Consider the following 18,409-nt stretch of genomic DNA (forward strand, 5'->3'; position numbering starts at 1 on the left):
CATCTCCCCCGAAAAAAATCGCTCTCATTAAAGAAATCGAAGGTGAGCGAATGCCCGAATTAATGTTTTAATTGGGCGCAGCTATTATTTGTAAGTAAAGTAAACCAGCTCCATAGCCCTGCTTAAAGCCTCCTCCTTTAATTGAGAGATTAACTGGTTTTTTAGTATATGGAGCATACTTTCCTGAAACGGGTTCAAATCCAGCACTTCTACTTAACTCAGGGTCGAAGAATTTGGCTACTCTATCTAGTTTATCTGGGAAGATATTCCACTCTAGCTTGACAATATCATAACCAGCTCCAGAGACAAATCCTTCAGCTAAGCCTTCTTTGTTATCTACACTTTCAAACCGTGAGAGATTATCTTCAATCTCTTTCATTTTCGCTTGAGTACGAGCAATAGCAGTACCCCATTCTGCAATAGGATCTCCACCGGCATTGACTATATCTAGAATATTGCCAATAAAAACTATATTGGTTGCACTGAAACCATGAAGGAAACCAATCAATGAACCTATGACTGAACCGGTACGTCCAGTTACAGTTTGACTTAATATGGATTGGTATTCCAGAGCAGCAGTCAAGCCAAAGGCATCGGTTGCATTTACTGGATCATTCCCGACATACCGATATAGGTTGAAATCTTCTCCTGCAAAACCTATTGGATCTTGACTGATAAATCGTCCCAAATTCGCATCATAATAACGAGCGCGGTTGTAATATAAACCAGTTTCACTATCAAATTCTCTACCTGCGAAGGTAAATCTATCTGCTGCACTGGGATTTGTTTGACTAAGAATTTCCCCAAAACTATCATAGTCAATACTGTTAACCAAATTACCCACCGCATTCACCATATCTCCGATAGTTCCTAACCTGTCAGTTAAATACCAAGAAGTACCTTCACCTGGACGATAACGAGCTATTAATTCATCAACATTTGCACCTTGTAAATAGCGGTTAATAATTTCTCCTACGGGATTTAATTCTGCCCATAAATTATCACCATCATTCACAAAATATGTGGTTTGACCGTTAACTGTTTTAGCAATGCGGCGGTTAAAGGCATCATATTTAAATTCTACAGATTGGGTTGTATTTCCACTTGTGTCTGTGTCTATAACTCCCACTAAGCGATTGCGGAAATCATAGTTATATATAGTTACCGTACCTGTAGAAATGTTAGTTTTGGTTGCTAAATTACCTTCTTTGTCGTAAGTATAGTTAAACTGACCATCGGATAATATTTGGTTATTTTCGCCTACTGTAAAACCAGTATCCGCCGGGTTTCCATTGGCATCGTAGGTATAATTTTTGTCAGGAAGTAAAGACCTGTCAGCATTACTTAACTGGTTAGCTTTATCGTAAGTGTAATTAGTGGTTTCTCCTTTGTAGGTTTCGCTGTTTAAGAAGCTTGCCAAATTGTAGTTATAGCTGTAGTTAGCTAAGGTAGAACCTGCACTATTAGAGTGAGTTATATCAGTTAACCGTTGTAGTGCATCATAATTGAAAGTGCTACTACCAACAAGCTGGGTACCCGCTAAATTAGAGAAGCTCTGAATTTGAGTGCGATCGCCTCTACTATCATAGGAATAATTTACGCGTGCTGGATCAATACCTGTACCTTGCCAAGTTTGGCTGGTTAGTAAGTTACGCCCATCATAAGTGGAATTAACCCGAACACCAAAATTATCACTGACAGATGTTCTATTCCCCGCCCCATCGTAAGCATAATTTAAATTGACAGGTGCTAATCCAGATATACCAGTTTGGCTAACTTGGGTGACTCTATCGCGCCTATCGTAGCTGAAACTAAATGTACTATCAATATCAGTTGCTCTGACCAAATTACCTACAGCATCGTAAGTGAAATTAATTGTCCGAACTGGGGTGCTATTATTGAGCCAATTTTCTTGAATGAGACGATTAACTCCATCGTAAGTAAAGCTACGCTGGCGATTATTACGGTCTGTAATTTGGATTAAATTATTGACCGCATCGTAGGCGTAGGTTTCTATATTACTCAATGGGTCAATTTTCTGAATTTGTCTGCCTAATGCATCATAAATAAAGCTGGTTCGATTTCCTAACGGATCAATTACCGCAGTTTGATTTCCAGCTAAATCATACTCAAACGAAGTTTTCTGATTTTGAGGGTCAATAATATCTGCAATTAAACCATCGGGACGGTAATTTGTAGTGGTTGTGCGTCCCAGTGGGTCAGTTTCACTAATGCGTCTACCAAGAGCATCATAACCAAACTCTGCTACACCATTAAATGGGTCTATTTGCCGAATTAAACGACCTGTATTGTCGTATTCAAATTTGAGTACATTGCCTAATGGGTCAATCACACTGCTAATCAGTTGACCATCGTAAATATATTTTGTTTCATTACCCAAAGCATCGCGTTTAACAATTAATCGCCCAATATCATCTGTAAAATACTCGGTTGCATTGCCATTTTCGTCAATTAAGCGACTAATCTGACCAAATTGATTGTATGCAATTTGTTGGGTACTACCATCTGGGAAAGTTACTTGAGTTGGTTTACCCAAGGTTGTACCGTCATAGCTAAAGGTGGTTGTATTACCATTAGCATCAATCAAACTGCTAACTCTACCAATATTGTCGTAAGCAAAGCGATTTTGTTGACCAGTAGCATCAATCAACTCAACTAAATTACCATTAGCGTTGTAAACAAAGCGAGTTATGCGTCCTAATTGATCAGTTTCTGATGTAACGGTATTAAATTGGTCATAATTAAATCTGCTAGTATTGCCCAAAGCATCAGTAATACTGGTGACATTTCCTCTAGTATCAAATGTCCGGGTTGTGGTAAAGCCTCGAGGATCAGTCACACTAACTGGGTTATTATTTGCATCATAAGTTGACCTAGTGACTGCACCTAACGGGTTAATAATCGCAGTAATGTTACCGCGACTATCGCGTATAGTTGTTGTGGTGTTACCCAGTGCATCGAGTTGGATGATAGTGGAACCAGTTGCGCTTACATCATAATTACTAGAGATAGTATTACCGAGAGCATCTTTAGTAGCTTTCACCCGACCTTTTGCATCATATTCGGTGCGAATAATTGCTTTACCTCGTGGATCAATAATTTGCTCTAAATAATTGGGATTTGTTAAATATTTATGTTGTGAAACAAGTCCTGCTTGGTCAGTAACACTAATCAAATTCCCCCTAGCATCATAACCATAAAGAATCACTTTCCCTGTGGGGTCTTTGATTTGGGTAATTCTTTTTTGGGTATCTCGTAAAAATTCAATGGAAGCACCTGTAGAACTGAAGATACCATTATCTTGAAAAGTTAAGGTATTGTTGTTACGGTCTTGAACTGCTTGCAGACCTTTAAATTGGTCATATTTGTAAGTTGTACCGTCTTTAGTAGTGAGTTTATATTCTGAAGGATTATAAGCAAAAGGAATTAAAAATAAACCAAAGCTACCATCTGACCTTTGTTGCAGATTAATATCATCAACTTCTAATTTGTCATAAACTCCAGGGTCAGCGACAAATCGGGGTTTCCAAAATGTGCCTAATAAGCTAGCGCCAGAAACCACGGGGTCAAAGGTGAAACCAACACGACGACCTTCAGGATTGGTTAAATATACTTTTGTCCCTACAGTAAAAGGATTTGCAGCAAATAGTGAGGGTACACCTTGTTTTTCTGCTGCTGTTAACGGTACTGATTCTTGAATTTTGGCATCTTTAACTCCCAAACTCCAACCAAAACCAAAGTCACTAGAAAAACTACTTTGGAGTGTGTCATAAACTCGGTTAACTTGAATGGGAATACCAGCCAGAGGTATAGATAAATCTGTTAATTCTAGACGGAAATTCCCAACTTTATTGTCACCAGAAACACCAAGAAAAACTCCTTGTGAGTTGATATTACCGCTAAAATCTTGGGCTGTGACTCGCAGTACATAGTTGCCATTAAATAATATAGTGGGGTCAAATTGACCGATTACCGCTTGATTAACATTAGTTTTACCTTCAGCAATGGTGATAAAGTCGGGGTCAGCAGCAGCTAGATTATTAATATCAACTAAATCTAAAGATGCGTAATCTACTCGATAAAATTCGAGATTATCGTCACTCACACTACCAACAATATCTGTAAGGTTAGTAATAGTTTTATTGGTTTGTGGACTAATAATTTCTACATTTGGTGCTGTGGTGTCGCTGGGGTCAAGTACGCGCAAAGATAAATCCTTTTTAACTATATTTCCAGCGCTATCAGTTGCAGTTGCGACTACTGAGAACACACCTGCTTGATTGAATTGTATAGTAGCAGAACTGTTATTGAGCGTAACCGGGTTGCCATCGATGGTGAGAGCAATATTTTCCACTGTATTATTATCTATAGCAGATATGTTGAAGGTGACACTTTCACCGATGTTCACAACATTGCTACTAAAGCTTAACTCAACTACAGGAACAACCCTATCTACACCGTCATCGACATTAATTTGAAAAGTTTGGGTAGCAGAACCGCCTTTAGTATCTTGTACTTGCAAGACAACATTAAAATTACCGATTTGCTCAGTAGCAGGTTGCCAAACTAATATACCCCTTGCGGAGTCTATAGCCATACCTGTTGGTTTTTCTAGCAATTCGTAAGTGAGAATATCACCATCCGGATCTTGTGCTGTAGCTTCATAGCGGAATAATTTACCTGTTTGGGCATTAGTAATTGGTGCAGTAATAAAGTTTGGTAATTGGTTCGGCTTGGTAGTATTTTGATTACCAAAATTACGATTTTCAGCAATTTCTCCTGCACCTAAATTAACTGTATAAAAACCAGGCACAGAACCAATACTATTAGGTAAAACTTCAACACTTACTAAGTCAAAACCAGGAGAAGTACCCAGGTTATCAACCCCAACAATCCTGACAGCCTGAACAGGGTCTGTAAAGCTAATGGAGGCTAGGTCAAGTCCTTGTACCCCAAGCTGATTAACACGACCAAGCAACTGAAAGTCTTTACCATTGCTGCTGACAAACACATCAGCACTTTCACCTGCTGAATCTTCTGGGTCAAAACTGCGAATGAAAATGTCATTGCCAGGCCCATCAATGATAGTTTCATCAGTAAATCCAACCGTTACATATGAGCCTTCTGGAAGTGCTAGCCAGTTGACTTGTGGATTAAAGCTAGTAATGGGACTGGGAGGAGGGGCACCTAAAACTACATTTGGATTAACAGGTTCAATCGTATAAAAACCATTTACAGAGGTGCCTTGCGGACGAGCGCTATTGGAACCGTAAGGTTCTGGCAATGGGCTAGGACTTTTACCGTTGGCGAAATACTCTAAGACTACATCTGCATAGCCATCACCTTTTTGAGTTCCTTGACCTCCAGGAAATGTTTGTGCATAACCATTGGGTACAACTTGACGGACTGTATAAGTATCTGGAAGCAAATTACTAAAGCTGTAATTTGTGTTGTTAGCAAAGCGATCGCTTTGAATTGTAACTTGATAATTACCTTCATTATCTTCATAATTACCTGGGCTGAGACTATTACCATCAGCTATACCCACAAATAGGCGTGTGGCTCCTTGGGGTGCGACAAATTGTTGAATTTGACTAGCTTCGTTTCTACCATCACCAATAAAGAAAACTTGCCCGATACTTGGTGTCAAAAATGTAAACTCACTGCCAATTCTTTGAAAGTTTAATTCGGTGGGAGGAGTTTGATTAACAGGGTTATCATCATCTAAAAATACACCAACTAATGAACCCATTCTGCCATTGTAAGCAGTAATTCCCTCTAACCCACGCACAGTATTTCTTAAACTATAACCATCTGGGTTAAACGGACTAAACCCGTTAGAGAAATTGACTTCACCACTGGCTGTAAAGCTAAATATTTCGTTTGGTTGAACGGTAATTGATCGGGGAAATGTTTCTGGTACTGAGCCTGGTCTTAAAGTTCTTCTTCTTTGCAGTGGGAAGGATGGATCGTTACTACCTAAAAGCGGAATTGTAATATCATCTCGACCAGCTAAGAAAATAGCATCTGTAGCTGCAACTGTGATGGAATTTGTGCGGAATTGACTCTGATTATTGGTTGTCTGGCTAGGTTCATCAGGGTCGAAAAGTCCATTATTGTTTAAGTCTAAATATACTTTTACTCCTGATAAAAAAGGTTCCGTCACATCTTGCCCTCTACCTAAATCATTAAAAGTACCTAATAATTCATCGGTTGTTTTAAAAATTTTGGCATTGGGGTCAATTGTCACTAAATCATCATCAACTGCATCTCCGTCATTTAATGTTGAACCATCTCCAACACCAAAAGCATATAATTTAATTCCCAATGCTTTGAGGTTATTAACTTCGTCGGTGATGGAACTCCCTAAAAGATTTTCACCATCTGATAGAAACACTAAAGTACCATTACCTGGAGTAGTACCGATAGTTTTGAAAACTTTTTCAGCTTCTTGTAATGCAACTTCAAAATTAGTTCCCAGGCGGGTATTAGTTCTTTCTATAACTTGTTCAAAATCTAAAACACCATTATTGTCATTATCAGCAATGGGGTTGGTTACTAACTGTGTACCATCAAGAGATGGATTCATATCTATAGAACTGACATCTCCAGCAAAACTAATTATGCTAACTCTCGCTGTTTCCCCAAGTCCTTGACGAATTAGCTGTTGATTGAGTGCATTTAAACCTGCTTTTTCTGCTTCGAGAATAGTAGTAAATCTTTGATTACCATTCAGCGAACCCTGGAAACTAAAAGCTGCACTTAAAGAAACATCAAATACAAAGACAATATCAGGATTTGCACCTTGAGCAAAGCTAGTATCTCTGATTCCATTCCCATTGAAATCATCCCAAATAATACCGCTAATTTTCCCCGGAACGGTATTTGATAATGTGAGGGTAAATGTTTGATTATCAACACCACCCTTACCATCTGCAACTTGTACATTAATGTTGTAATCTTCAGCAATTTGACTGTTAGTATTCCAGGAAATTAACCCTGTATTTTCGTCAATGGTCATTCCTTGTGGTGCAGTCAGCAGGGAATATTTCAGCTGATCACTATCTCCATCAATAGCATCTACATCATAAGTATACTGTTGGCGGGTTGTTGTGATAATGGGCTTACTGGTAATCACAGGTGCATAATTATCTGATGGTTGAGGATTAGCTAATTGTCCCTGAGTCAAAATTGTAAATACCTGCTCAACTTCACCACCCCGGTCATCTTTAACCAATAATTTTACTTGTTGTGCGCCTACTTGATTCGCTTGCGGTGTCCATTCAATTAAACCATCAGGAGAAATTGTCATTCCCTGGGGTGCTTGATTTAATTGGAAGTTTAAACCATCCAAATCAGGATTATCAGCAACGATTTGGTAAGTATAATTCTCTTCTACAGTTGCATTAGCACTAGGACTAGAAGAGATGCTAGGTAAGCGATTGGGGTCGATAATATTTAATTTAAATTCTTGAATATCTTCCCCACCTTTACCATCTACAACTTGCACTTGGAACGTATATTCTCCTGTTGCAGGTGGTGTCCAAATTAATTTACCAGTATTGGCATCAATTTTTGCGTCTTGGGGTGCAGATATTAAACTGTAGCTAAGAGAATCGCCATCCCCATCTATGGCTTGAAGTTGATAGAAATAATTCTGAGCATTACCAAAGTTTAATCCATCTTTGCTTTCACCATTATTTAATGTCAGACTATATATAGGTGATGCTGGTGAAGTTAAATTCCAAGCATCTTGAGTAACTTGTCTAACTTGATAGTTTCCTGCTTGGAGGTTGCTAAATTTATATAATCCCTGTTCTGTAAATGGGTTAATCTTCCCATCGTTATTGATATCAACACTGCGAGTAACTTGCATTCCGACAACTTCATCTGTAGCTGGGTTAACTAACTCAACCACAAAGCCATCTAAACCGGCTTCTAGATTTTTGATACCATTCCGATCAAAGTCTAAAAATACCTGACCTTGGATTTCTGCTAAACCCGCTTGAGTTGTGTCTAATGCAATTCCTTGAATTTGGGTGTTACTGTTACGCAGAATAATGTAATCAGTTTCTGGCTGACTAATAATTTCGGGAGCGCTGTTTCCTACTATATCGCTATTAGCAACATTGATATTAAACTGGATGTTTGTGGTGTTGCCAGCTATATCAATAGCAATAATTGATAATTTATATCCACTATTTGGAATATTAGTAAAATCAATTTCTTGGTCAAATGTGCCATCAGCATTAAACGCTAGAGGTATTTCTGGATAATTATCAAATCGATAACTTAGTGAGGCAATTCCTGAACCTGTACCATCAATTTTACCTGTCAGTCTAGCGCCTTTTTGTAAGGGAGCAATATCAATCGGGTTCGTCAGATTGATGATGGGGTTAATCGTATCGATGAAGATATTTAATGGTGAGGATGCAGGACTAATATTACCAGCAATATCAGTAGCGATCGCGCTGAAATTCTGCGTGCCATGATTTAACTCATTGGTAGTAATTTGCCAAATACCTGCGGTGTCTGCTGTGGTTTGACCCAACAGTACAGAACCACTATACAATTGCACCTTGGCTCCTACTTCTGCATTACCTGTAATTGTTGGAGTATTATCACTGGTAATATTGTCACTGTTGCTAACACCACTATCGCTTTCTGAGGCTAAATCTAAGGTGGGTGACAGCAGTTCGGTATTAACAGGCGAACCAAATTCATAATGAAAAACTAGGTCATTAAAATCGCGATCGCCTCCGTTAGTCTGATCCTCCCACGCCAGCTGATTGGATGATAGTTCTATAATATGGTCAAATTGATTTGGGTTGGCGCTAGGGAAAAAGAAAAAGGCTGAAGGCCCTTGATGAATTTGATTTTGGGGATTCTGGCTTAAAAACTGCTCACTTGTAGAATTTTGGATGAGATAAAAGCCAATATATGCTTGAGATGGCAGTTCTAAATTTTTTGCATATCCTTGAGTTTGACCGCTAGCAAACATAACTTGGCGAGATTTACTAGTTAAAGCAGCTTGCGCGTATCCTGGGTCTTGAGGCAAAAGATTGCTAATTCTGCCTGTGGGATCATCAACAATAAATAACCCTAATTCATTATTGAAGGCTGCTTCCCGTTGTGTCCAGGTAAATTTTGTGGCGACTTTTTGTCCTCTTTGTCCGGGAACAGTTATAGCTTTCCGCGATTCTGCAATAGTAAAGACTACATCATTAAAATCGCGATCGCCTCCTCCGGTTATATCTTCCCAGTTCAATTGCATTGAACCATTGTGCAATGTCTGCGTCAAAATATGGTCAATCTGGTCTGGGTTGGCATTACTGATTGAAAAGAATGCTACAGGCCCTTTGCCTATTTGATTCTGTGGATTTGATGCCAGCCATTGCTCTGTGGTGCTGTTTTGAATTAAATAAAAAGCGAGACGTTCGCCTGCTTTAAAAGTAAATTCTTTATGTGTACCAGCACTTTGACCTCTGGAAAATATGACTTGTCTTGTTGTACTTTGTAGAGCAGCTTGGGCATAATTTGTTTCCCCTGGTGCAATGCTGTTGACTCGCCCTAATTCATCTATAACAAATACACCAATTTCATTATTAAAAGTTGCATCTCGTTGTGTCCATTTAAAACTGAGTGTGGTAGATTCTGAAGTTTTTCCTGGCACAACAAAAGTATAGCCTGGTAATTGCTCAACTGGAGAAATTTGACTGATTGTTTGAACTAAAGAAGGTGATGAAGTGGTCAATGCATTAATATTATTGTCAGCAACAGATGCTAGTTTGACACTATCTAATTCTCCAACTAGTGGTTGTTCTTGGTATTGCTCATAAGTTAATAAATTAGAATTATCTTGCTGATTTTGGACATAGTATAGTTGTGATAAGGGAATTACACTATTATCGTTAAGCTTTTGTGTGACTTCAATATCTTCAAGATTATTTGGTAACAAAAGAGTTTGAGAACCGATTTCTGCTTTTCCCCCAAGCTTATCTAATAGACCCGTGAGCGGATTGAGTGACTGTTGGTCAATTAAGGTAATCTCAGCACCAGGAGGATTAAGGTTTTGATTTAGAATATTCTCAAAGTTGTTCATCTGATATAAATTTCAATAATAATAAATATTAAAAAATTACAATATGCCTCTGGGAGAACGACATATACAGTTCCCTCAGACTGATATATTTAAAAGAATTTTTGCAAACAATTTCAATCAAGCTAATAACAGAAATCAAAGCCAGGAAAAATTAGCTTGATTAAGACAAAGCTTAAAAAAGGCTAAACATTGATAACGTTTCTTGATGAAGATGCACCAAATTTTCAGCCTGTATTCGTTGTACCCCTATGCTTAGGACGCACCAGAAGACTTCCCTTACTCCACAGAAGAAACCGTAGTTTAGGGTAGGCAGGCTTTGTTCGATTAGATTTTGATAAATCTTAATACATTGTTTTACGTAAATACAACTAGGATATTTATGAACTTTGTAAAGTTCTTACAAAGAAACTATGTTTTAATTCTGAACAATTACTATGAGAGAGAATAAAAAATTTTACTACTAAGGGTCACCGTGCCTAAAAAGGAAAATCGTACGCTAAGAAGATTGCACAGCCGCGACCGAGCAGATTTGTTGCGCGGTTGAGGCTTGATAAATGCCCTCTACAACTGGCTTTCAGCTACAAAGTAAGAAACGCAGCTATCAACGTTTCTTAAACGGAATTTCAAGTTATGTCTCTATCTAATGAAATATCACTTCAGAGATACATGGCTGAAAGTATTGCTGTATAAAGCTTTCATCCTTAGCGTACGATTTTCCCGTTTTGGCACGGTGATGCCTACTACAGTATGGCGTAAATGAACGGTTTGAATTCGATAAATAAAGTTATCATAAATAGAATATAGAGATTGATTTAAATCTATGCCTGATACGAATGGCACTAAGAAAAGCTCAAGCTTTTCCGAAACTTCCAGCAGTTTCTGCTTGTTCCTCAGCCCGAAGCAAATACGGTTTCTTAGGTGCAACTGCACAGGCTGCACTGCCACCCGCTATGAACGAAAGAAACTATTTTGAGGCGACTAATGAACGGGTACATTAGAATTATCCTGACAGTTAAAACCGAACCCGCAATAGTATGTTGAGCCTGAGCGCGGAGCATGTTTCTGGGGCATTATGGCTATGACATTGGTGAAAGACAAAGTTTCCTATCCCGTTTGAAAGATTATCTATGAGTACATCCCTTTTGTCAGGACATCCATAATAACTGTTGAGTAAGCCATATATGCGATTGCCTACTTTTGTTCATAGCTTTAGCTTTCAAATACAAATTAATTCCCCAATTAAAGCTGCTGCTCGCTCTCCATATTTTTTAGTAACAGCATCTTTATATGGCAAGCTATCTTCACCCAAAAAGTCACGGATAAATAGAGAGAAGTTAAATCCTCTCTTTGAGTCAATATATTCTGCTAATTCAATATTAAACAACAATTTAAATTCATCTTCTCTTTGTTTGAGTGCTGAATATTTAGTTAAATTGTTGGCTTGGAAGATTGGATCTACTGCTTGATTAAACAGTTTTTCCATTAAGGCATCTTTCATATTTGATAATATTCCTCTGCATCAATATTACTTAAAGATATCAAAATATCTGTTAAAAGCGTTTTTATATATAAATAATAAAACCACATAAAATCTTCAACAAGAATAGAATATAAAACCTAATATCCACAGCAACACACCAGTAAACTTTATTGCCAAAAAACTGCCCTATTTCTGGTATACTATTCTATTATGAGAACTGTTTTCACATTTTTTAGCAAGTGCAACAAGAGTCAAAATTGACTTGACTTCATTATCCATCTTGCCATTAATCAGTTGCTTATATAAATATGTTGCCTCTTCTAGTGAAAAAGCTGATAGATTGGCAGCAGCATTCGCCTGATGGCCACTTTCCCAACCACCCATGTTAGAAAAAATATTGTACCGAACAAGAGGAAGATTTTCACCACCTACATTAAACCACACGCAATTACGCTCTCGATCAATATCAATCGAAATTATTGGAGAAATACATGGCCAAGATTCAACCAGCTTTGACCAATTTTTAAACCCGGCATGATTTTCACTGTTAATATTCATTTTTAATTTTCCTGCCTTTTATTTGATATTTAGGCAGTGTATTGTTCATTTATTTTTGTTTACTAATTGTTGCTATCTGACAAGTTATAAAGCCAGATTAAAGTGTTGATTTTAAGGAGATTTATATCTTTTATATTCCTCACTAATTCAAATATTTACTTATTTCTGAATTCTCCAATTCTTTCAATAAGCCAGTTAATACAAATGGACATTTACAACTTAGTTTTGTCTCTATAGAATCAGCATTTAACTGGTATTCTTGACAGATAATTTCAAATATATCTTCATTAGTTAATTCTAGATTTTTCTCTAGTTCCCAAAGCCTTACTTCTATCAGGTTTGCTAACTCATACATGAGTATATCTACTACTGCTCAAACCAGTTTAAGTTAGGAGTTGCCCCATGTTTTCGTCGGTCAGCCTCAGTACAAGCTTTGCCATAAATTTCATCCCAACCACGAAGAAAGTTCTTTTCATAATATGCTAAGTCCCTATATGGTATACTACTTTCTTGCTCCACAGCAAAGACTACCTCTTCAAAGTTTTGGAAATATCCAGGCTCAATTGAAATTACCTCAAAAAACCTCAACCAATTATTTTTAAATTCTTGACGCAATAGCTGTAATGTTTCAGGGTTCATCCCCTTAGATTTAGTCATGTCATCTGATCCCACCAAATTTTTTCGCCTGTGTAGTGTTTGTCAACTTGCTCTTTCATTGTGGTGATCGCTGTTGGGATATCAGGATAAGGGTGGCGTTGTACAAGTACCAAGAGATCGGGGCGCGCAGCTGCTTGTTGCCCCGGCACATATAGTTCGGCAAGGTAGCATTTGCGGCGATTATCATGCCACACTTTGATAATGCAATCTTTATATTCTTCAGAGTGCTTTAAATCTTCCTTGAGTAAATCAATCATACTTGACTCTCAATGAGTACTGCCTCTTAATAATACAATGCAGTCCCCACTCAAAGCGAGGTGATAGCTTCATATACCATTTGATACGAAAACTAACATTTTACAGTATCTACTCATTACATTACATTACATTACATAACTTAGGTTACGGGTATTAGCGTTTGCCAAATAAAAAGAAGACACCTCAAACTGAGCGCTCTTCATCAGAAGACTGTTCACTAAGAGTATTGGCTGCTTCTTGTAGCAATTCCACAGCCTTTACCAGGAGCGTACGTACACAACTTAACTGATTTCGGCGCGCAATACCCAGTCTTGCTTCGGTGTTGCGCGGATCGTCATCATGGCTTAAATGAATAACTCTCACTTTCTGCTGTTTTGCGGACGGTTCAAATATTGGCTCATCCGCTGTGAGTTTATTGTATCCGTAAACTCCACTTGGGCGCTTCACATTATAATGATGTACTTCACAGCCAGGGGGAGCAATGTAGCATCCTTCTAGATTATTTAAATTTTGATGCAATTGTGCAACAGATGCGGCGATCGCTGCCATTTGTGCAGTAAGACCCAGTAATTCAGCACTTTGTGGGCATCCTCTCGACATCAGCATCATCACTGCCGCTTCGCGGCGCGTAGTTCTAAAGGTTTCCTGGATGCGTTCCCACTCTTGTTGCCTTTCTTGAGCCGCAATCTGCCGCACGCGAATTAGTTCGATTTCTTCATCTGGAGTCAGCTTGGTGACTGCTCCACAGGTTTTATAATTTAGGCATTCTCCTGGGTCGATGCCTGGCTGCAACATCATTGAAGCACAATCAAAGCCGAGTCCACATATCTTTTGAGGCATAATTAGCACTTTGTTCTAGCTACTATATTTTAGATAAAAAGCTAGAACAAGAGGCGAGTCAAATGTAGAAGAATAATAAAGTTCAACAATTTCAGGAGCTACAACCCTTAATTTTTGGTGATCCATTACAGATGCCGAAAAAATAAAGTTGAACAATTATTGTCCACGGGTAAGTTAAGTTTACCAATGTAGAAGAGTGCAGGTCGATTTTTTGAATAAAAAAGTTCAACAATTAGGGACTGATTAACCGCAGTCTGCGCCTACACTATCATTCAAAGATTTCCACAACGCTTCTAGCTTACGCAACATATTCAGCGGATTATTGCCATAATTGAAACTGAGGCTTTGAGCAGTTTGCTGAAAATGTTGTCTATCAACAACATTTAATTCCAAATACTTTTGTTCCCACAAGTGACCAAAAGTCACGATTCTTTCAAATCGAAACTTATCAAGTTTATTCAAATTCACACCACTTTTACTATATTTAAAACCGCAATCACACTCAAAAGTCCCTTGAGGATTTTTTATATAAGAATATGTCGAATATACTTCACGGTTGAAAAGCATCACTAACTTTGTAACCACAAAATGGAGATAGTTTTCGCAAGCGGGATTTAGACAAAGCCAAGGCCCTTTACCAAAAGGCTTATATTTAGATTTACGAGCAAAAAATGTTGAGGGTGAATTCTTCAAAAATCTCATCATCAACAGATGCATTACTGGGTCAAAAACTTCTCTATTCAATCGGAGAATGTTAAATAAATTTATGTTATTGTAACCGAAGTTTATCCCAAGAGCCTCAAGAAACTCACTTCCATAAAAAGACAAAAACTTCTGTCGTAAACCTGGCTCATATACCTGACGGTCTAGAGTCGCTAAATTCCTCTTCATCAATAAAACTATATATTGGATATGAAACCAATCTAATTCCTTAGAAGGAAGCGATTTGAAATCACAGGTCATTAACCATTCAATATCAGATGCAATTAGGCGTAACAACTCCTTAGTGGAGTCACTGTAATTTCTGGCTACATTCGATATGGGACAGTTCTCCAAACTTGCAAGACCAACTTGATGCCAATTATTACTCCAAATAGGTACAATGCTGTCGCTTAAGACAACATCATGAATAGTGCAGACAAGAACACCAGGTGTTTGGTGAAGTCGATGCCAATATGCTTGTCCAAATGTATGCAAATTTTCAAAAAGACATTTTGGACAAAACCTAAAATATTTGGGCAGATGAAGCAAACTGCCAATTCCCCGATAAATATGTGTCCCAAACTCTCCTTTCATGTACTTCAAAATAGCTGACTTTCTGTCAGGCATAAAGACTGCATACATGGGATAAAGTGTATGTTTTTGAATGAGACTTTCTGTTGTATGTGGAGATAGCAGTGGGAGATTTTTAATTAAAAAAGCCAAGTTGTAAGGTAAGTCAGCCCTAACTATAGTATTCCGAGAATTGAATAATTCTTGCAACGTTTCATCAGGCTTTGTATTACCACTTCGAGCATGATAACGTGCAAACACACTATATAAAATCTCATCTGGGTAAGGCGTAGGGAAAAAACTGAGCATATACTACCCACTAGTAAAAAAGTCTGTGAGTGGGTCTTTAATAATCCCCAAAGCTTTTAATTCCTCACAAGCTGGAGTTTGATTTTTCTTGGCATTTTTAACAATAGCTCGAATATCATTCTCTTGATATTTCGGTTGAAGTTTTCTTTTAATTTCCCGATGCTCCCCTGGCTCTGTTGAAAGATTATCGCATTGTAAAGCTAGTTTATAAGCCTCTTTAATCAACATTTTTTTATCTGCATCTTCCCCATGAAAAGCGACAATTTTTTCGGCACAACTCTTGGCAGTAATAGGCAGCACATCTAAGTTAATCAGTTCAATAATCACATAGCGTAGCGTTGCTGATATATTCCCCATCCTCTGTGATGAGCGTGCTAATCTTCTCACTGCCTCTAAATCTCTTTCTTCTAGGGAATTCAAGCACTTATTGCGGTATAAATTCACGTCTAAAGGAGCAATATCTTTGTATTTCATCATCCACTTTTCATCTCCTGACCTAATAGCATCTAACATTGGTTTAACTAGATGCAGTCCGTCAGCAGCACAAGCGTGAATCAAGTCAACAGTAATTACTTCCGTTCCTAAAGCAATAGCTCTCCATTGCACCATTTTATAGAGTTTAATCACGATATCAATAATCCCTTGACTTTCATAATATAGAGCCGAGCTAATATTTGTAGTTAATGGGATATATTGTTTTGTCCACTGAAATTCCCACATTCCTTCGATAAAAAAGTTCCATTCCCGATTGTTTTCCATCCTGTCCCAAATTACTCCTCCTTCTCCCACACCTCTTCTAGCATTTCTAAAATTACCTTGAAGAATTGGGAAAGCTTCATTTGTACCAACGCGAATTACTGGAACTCCAATAATGTTGTCCATTTTCACCAAAAAATTCAACATTTCGTCACTATTTCTTCTGGCTGCCGCTAAATTTTGCATTTCATCGATAACTAAAACTCCTAAATGTTGGGTGTGGGCAATTTGGGCAACTTGAGCCAGCATATAATCTTCGGAGTTGCGTTTTACCCCAAATTTTTGGAAGTTATTAGTGCCGAGCAATTTGTCAACTGCTCTGAAGAAGTCGATACACAAACCTTTCAAAGAACCTGCATGGGGACAGTCAACTTTCAACCAAACAATTTGGTAAACACTGTGAGCCGGATGAACAATCACTTGGGGATATAAAGAAAGGATATTTAAGAGATTGGTTGTCTTACCTATTCCGGACGGACCAATAATTGTCAACCCAGATGCCGAGGTGGGAACATCTACATATTCCTCTAAGTTAAAACCTCCCCCAGAAAGCACCGCCTGATAAATTTGACCGCTACGCAATGCATATTCTGGTTGCAAAGGATTTCGCCTCAGATAACCTTGCATAATTAATACGCAAACTACTCGCTGTAAATCGACTGTTTTATTCAGTGGGTCAAAATATCTCGATAACCGTTCAATACAATGAAATCTGTACTGCGGCTCTAGTTCTCTTTCTGAAGATTTGCACGCAGGTAGTCGTGTCACATACTCAACAAATTTGTCTCGAGACAGGATAGGAGGAAGAGAGCGAATTATTGGATTTGTATTATATTCAGGTAACAAGTGGTCTCTGTATTTAGCAACAGCAGCCCATTCACCGTTGGGAATTTTCACCCATGACCACTCATTCTCTATGTTCATTAAAGCGCTCCTGACGTTTCTTCTTTAGAAGTTCCAAATGGTCAGGTTGTAATGATTTATTTTCTGGAGAGTCAGAATTTGTAGTCGGTAGAACTGTTGTCAGAATAGAAGTTTCTGTCTTAGCTAACTCGAACCCTTCGTCGTCGCGTCGTTTAGCCTTCTCGGAAGCTCTGTTTTCTTTAATACCAGAAACTTTTTGAGTATTGCTTAGGTGCTCATCAACAGTTACGGAGGCTAAAACATTAGCTCTGTTGACTACACTTTCAATGTCAGAAATTAAGTCAACACCAGCTTGAAGTTCATTGCTTTGACTTTTCTGATAAAGCCACTTTTCATAAGCCTGCAAATATTCAATGTCATGTATATTTTTTTGAGAATAACGTTCTGATGGCTCTAAAAGAAAGCACTTCTCAAAATCTCTACCATCAGGAGAACGAACATAGATAAAATTTGGTTGGCGATAGTCATAAGAAATATCTAATAATTTCTCTGACTTAGAAAGCAAATTACTTCTAGCTTTCTCAAACCAGAACTCTTTTAATGCTTTATCACAACTGTAGTACATTCCCTTAAATTTGATACCGCGAGCGGTGATGGTCGCTTTATTACTTGGCATCAAATTTAGCTTGACGATATCTTCAGGAAAAGTCCTGAGTCTACCAGAACGATTTTCTATGCCCCAATTCCATAATTCTATAGGTATGGGATTGACATTATCAGTAATCATCATTTCTTCCCTATCATAACTGCTCAAGTAGTGATGATTATTGTGATAGCGAATTAAATGAATAATAATTTCAGTAAACTGGTCTATGTCAACCCTGCTATCAAGACGATAGTCTCGCCCACCTCTTTGTCTAAAATCTGTGTCTATATAACCAGGTAAAAATGGTTTGACATGACCATGAATGGTACGGAAGTATCTCTCTACTAAACCCTTCCAATCTGCACGGTAAGGCGCAGCATTTTCAATCCGGACATTCAGATTCGGAATTAATGTCTCTACTGCCATTCCTGCAAGTTCCCCCCGGTCGCCCAAAATTGCATCTGGTAGATGGTGACAAGGCCATTCTGTAGGGGAAATATTAATGCCATATTCCTGACAAAACTGTATTTTGTCTGTGGCTGCATTTGTCACTGTAAGCAAAAGTTTGCCGTTTTTGAAACCATAACCTTGCCGCAGACATAGCCCAAAAGTAGATTATTACGTTTAGTAGCCAAATAGAAAAAGT

The 18,409-nt window shown here is 38.1% G+C and carries 11 protein-coding genes; 1 reads left to right on the forward strand and 10 read right to left on the reverse strand.

Annotated features, from left to right (window positions below):
* Positions 1 to 67: 67 nt before the first annotated feature.
* A complete protein-coding gene (locus HG267_RS39000; RefSeq protein ID WP_045874306.1) occupies positions 68 to 10,123 on the reverse strand; it encodes a DUF4114 domain-containing protein in 10,056 nt (3,351 codons plus the stop codon).
* Between the two features lie 833 nt (positions 10,124 to 10,956).
* Between HG267_RS39000 and HG267_RS39005 the strand changes: the two genes are divergently transcribed.
* Positions 10,957 to 11,121 carry a hypothetical protein gene (locus tag HG267_RS39005; protein WP_155539644.1) on the forward strand — a complete coding sequence of 55 codons (165 nt, stop codon included), beginning with the start codon at positions 10,957 to 10,959 and terminating at the stop codon, positions 11,119 to 11,121.
* A 218-nt stretch (positions 11,122 to 11,339) separates the two neighbouring features.
* Here HG267_RS39005 and HG267_RS39010 read toward each other — a convergent pair whose 3' ends face one another.
* The 9 genes from HG267_RS39010 to HG267_RS39050 all read right to left on the reverse strand — a co-directional run bounded on the left by HG267_RS39010 (position 11,340) and on the right by HG267_RS39050 (position 18,315).
* A complete protein-coding gene (locus tag HG267_RS39010) occupies positions 11,340 to 11,621 on the reverse strand; it encodes a hypothetical protein (RefSeq protein ID WP_045874307.1) in 282 nt (93 codons plus the stop codon).
* 168 nt (positions 11,622 to 11,789) lie between these two features.
* Positions 11,790 to 12,161 (reverse strand): hypothetical protein, encoded by a 372-nt coding sequence (locus tag HG267_RS39015; protein ID WP_045874308.1) that lies wholly within the window; start codon positions 12,159 to 12,161, stop codon positions 11,790 to 11,792.
* A gap of 142 nt (positions 12,162 to 12,303) precedes the next feature.
* Positions 12,304 to 12,516, reverse strand: a complete 213-nt coding sequence (locus HG267_RS39020) for a hypothetical protein (RefSeq protein ID WP_045874309.1) — start codon at positions 12,514 to 12,516, stop codon at positions 12,304 to 12,306.
* A gap of 11 nt (positions 12,517 to 12,527) precedes the next feature.
* Positions 12,528 to 12,818 carry a hypothetical protein gene (locus HG267_RS39025; protein ID WP_228045558.1) on the reverse strand — a complete coding sequence of 97 codons (291 nt, stop codon included), beginning with the start codon at positions 12,816 to 12,818 and terminating at the stop codon, positions 12,528 to 12,530.
* Positions 12,815 to 13,075, reverse strand: coding sequence for a hypothetical protein (locus tag HG267_RS39030; protein WP_045874310.1), 261 nt, complete (start codon positions 13,073 to 13,075; stop codon positions 12,815 to 12,817). The genes HG267_RS39025 and HG267_RS39030 overlap by 4 nt, the downstream gene beginning before the upstream one ends.
* 184 nt (positions 13,076 to 13,259) lie before the next feature.
* A complete protein-coding gene (locus HG267_RS39035) occupies positions 13,260 to 13,916 on the reverse strand; it encodes a hypothetical protein (RefSeq protein WP_045874311.1) in 657 nt (218 codons plus the stop codon).
* Positions 13,917 to 14,159: 243 nt separating this feature from the next.
* Positions 14,160 to 15,497 carry a TnsD family Tn7-like transposition protein gene (locus HG267_RS39040; protein ID WP_052335437.1) on the reverse strand — a complete coding sequence of 446 codons (1,338 nt, stop codon included), beginning with the start codon at positions 15,495 to 15,497 and terminating at the stop codon, positions 14,160 to 14,162.
* A gap of 3 nt (positions 15,498 to 15,500) precedes the next feature.
* Positions 15,501 to 17,177 (reverse strand): ATP-binding protein, encoded by a 1,677-nt coding sequence (locus HG267_RS39045; RefSeq protein ID WP_045874312.1) that lies wholly within the window; start codon positions 17,175 to 17,177, stop codon positions 15,501 to 15,503.
* Complete coding sequence (locus HG267_RS39050; RefSeq protein WP_052335438.1) at positions 17,161 to 18,315, reverse strand: Mu transposase C-terminal domain-containing protein; 1,155 nt, start codon at positions 18,313 to 18,315, stop codon at positions 17,161 to 17,163. Before HG267_RS39050 ends, HG267_RS39045 begins: the two co-directional genes overlap by 17 nt.
* Positions 18,316 to 18,409: the final 94 nt, after the last annotated feature.

Origin of the sequence: Tolypothrix sp. PCC 7601, assembly GCF_025677855.1 — a bacterium.
In the GTDB taxonomy this organism is placed as follows: domain Bacteria; phylum Cyanobacteriota; class Cyanobacteriia; order Cyanobacteriales; family Nostocaceae; genus Aulosira; species Aulosira diplosiphon.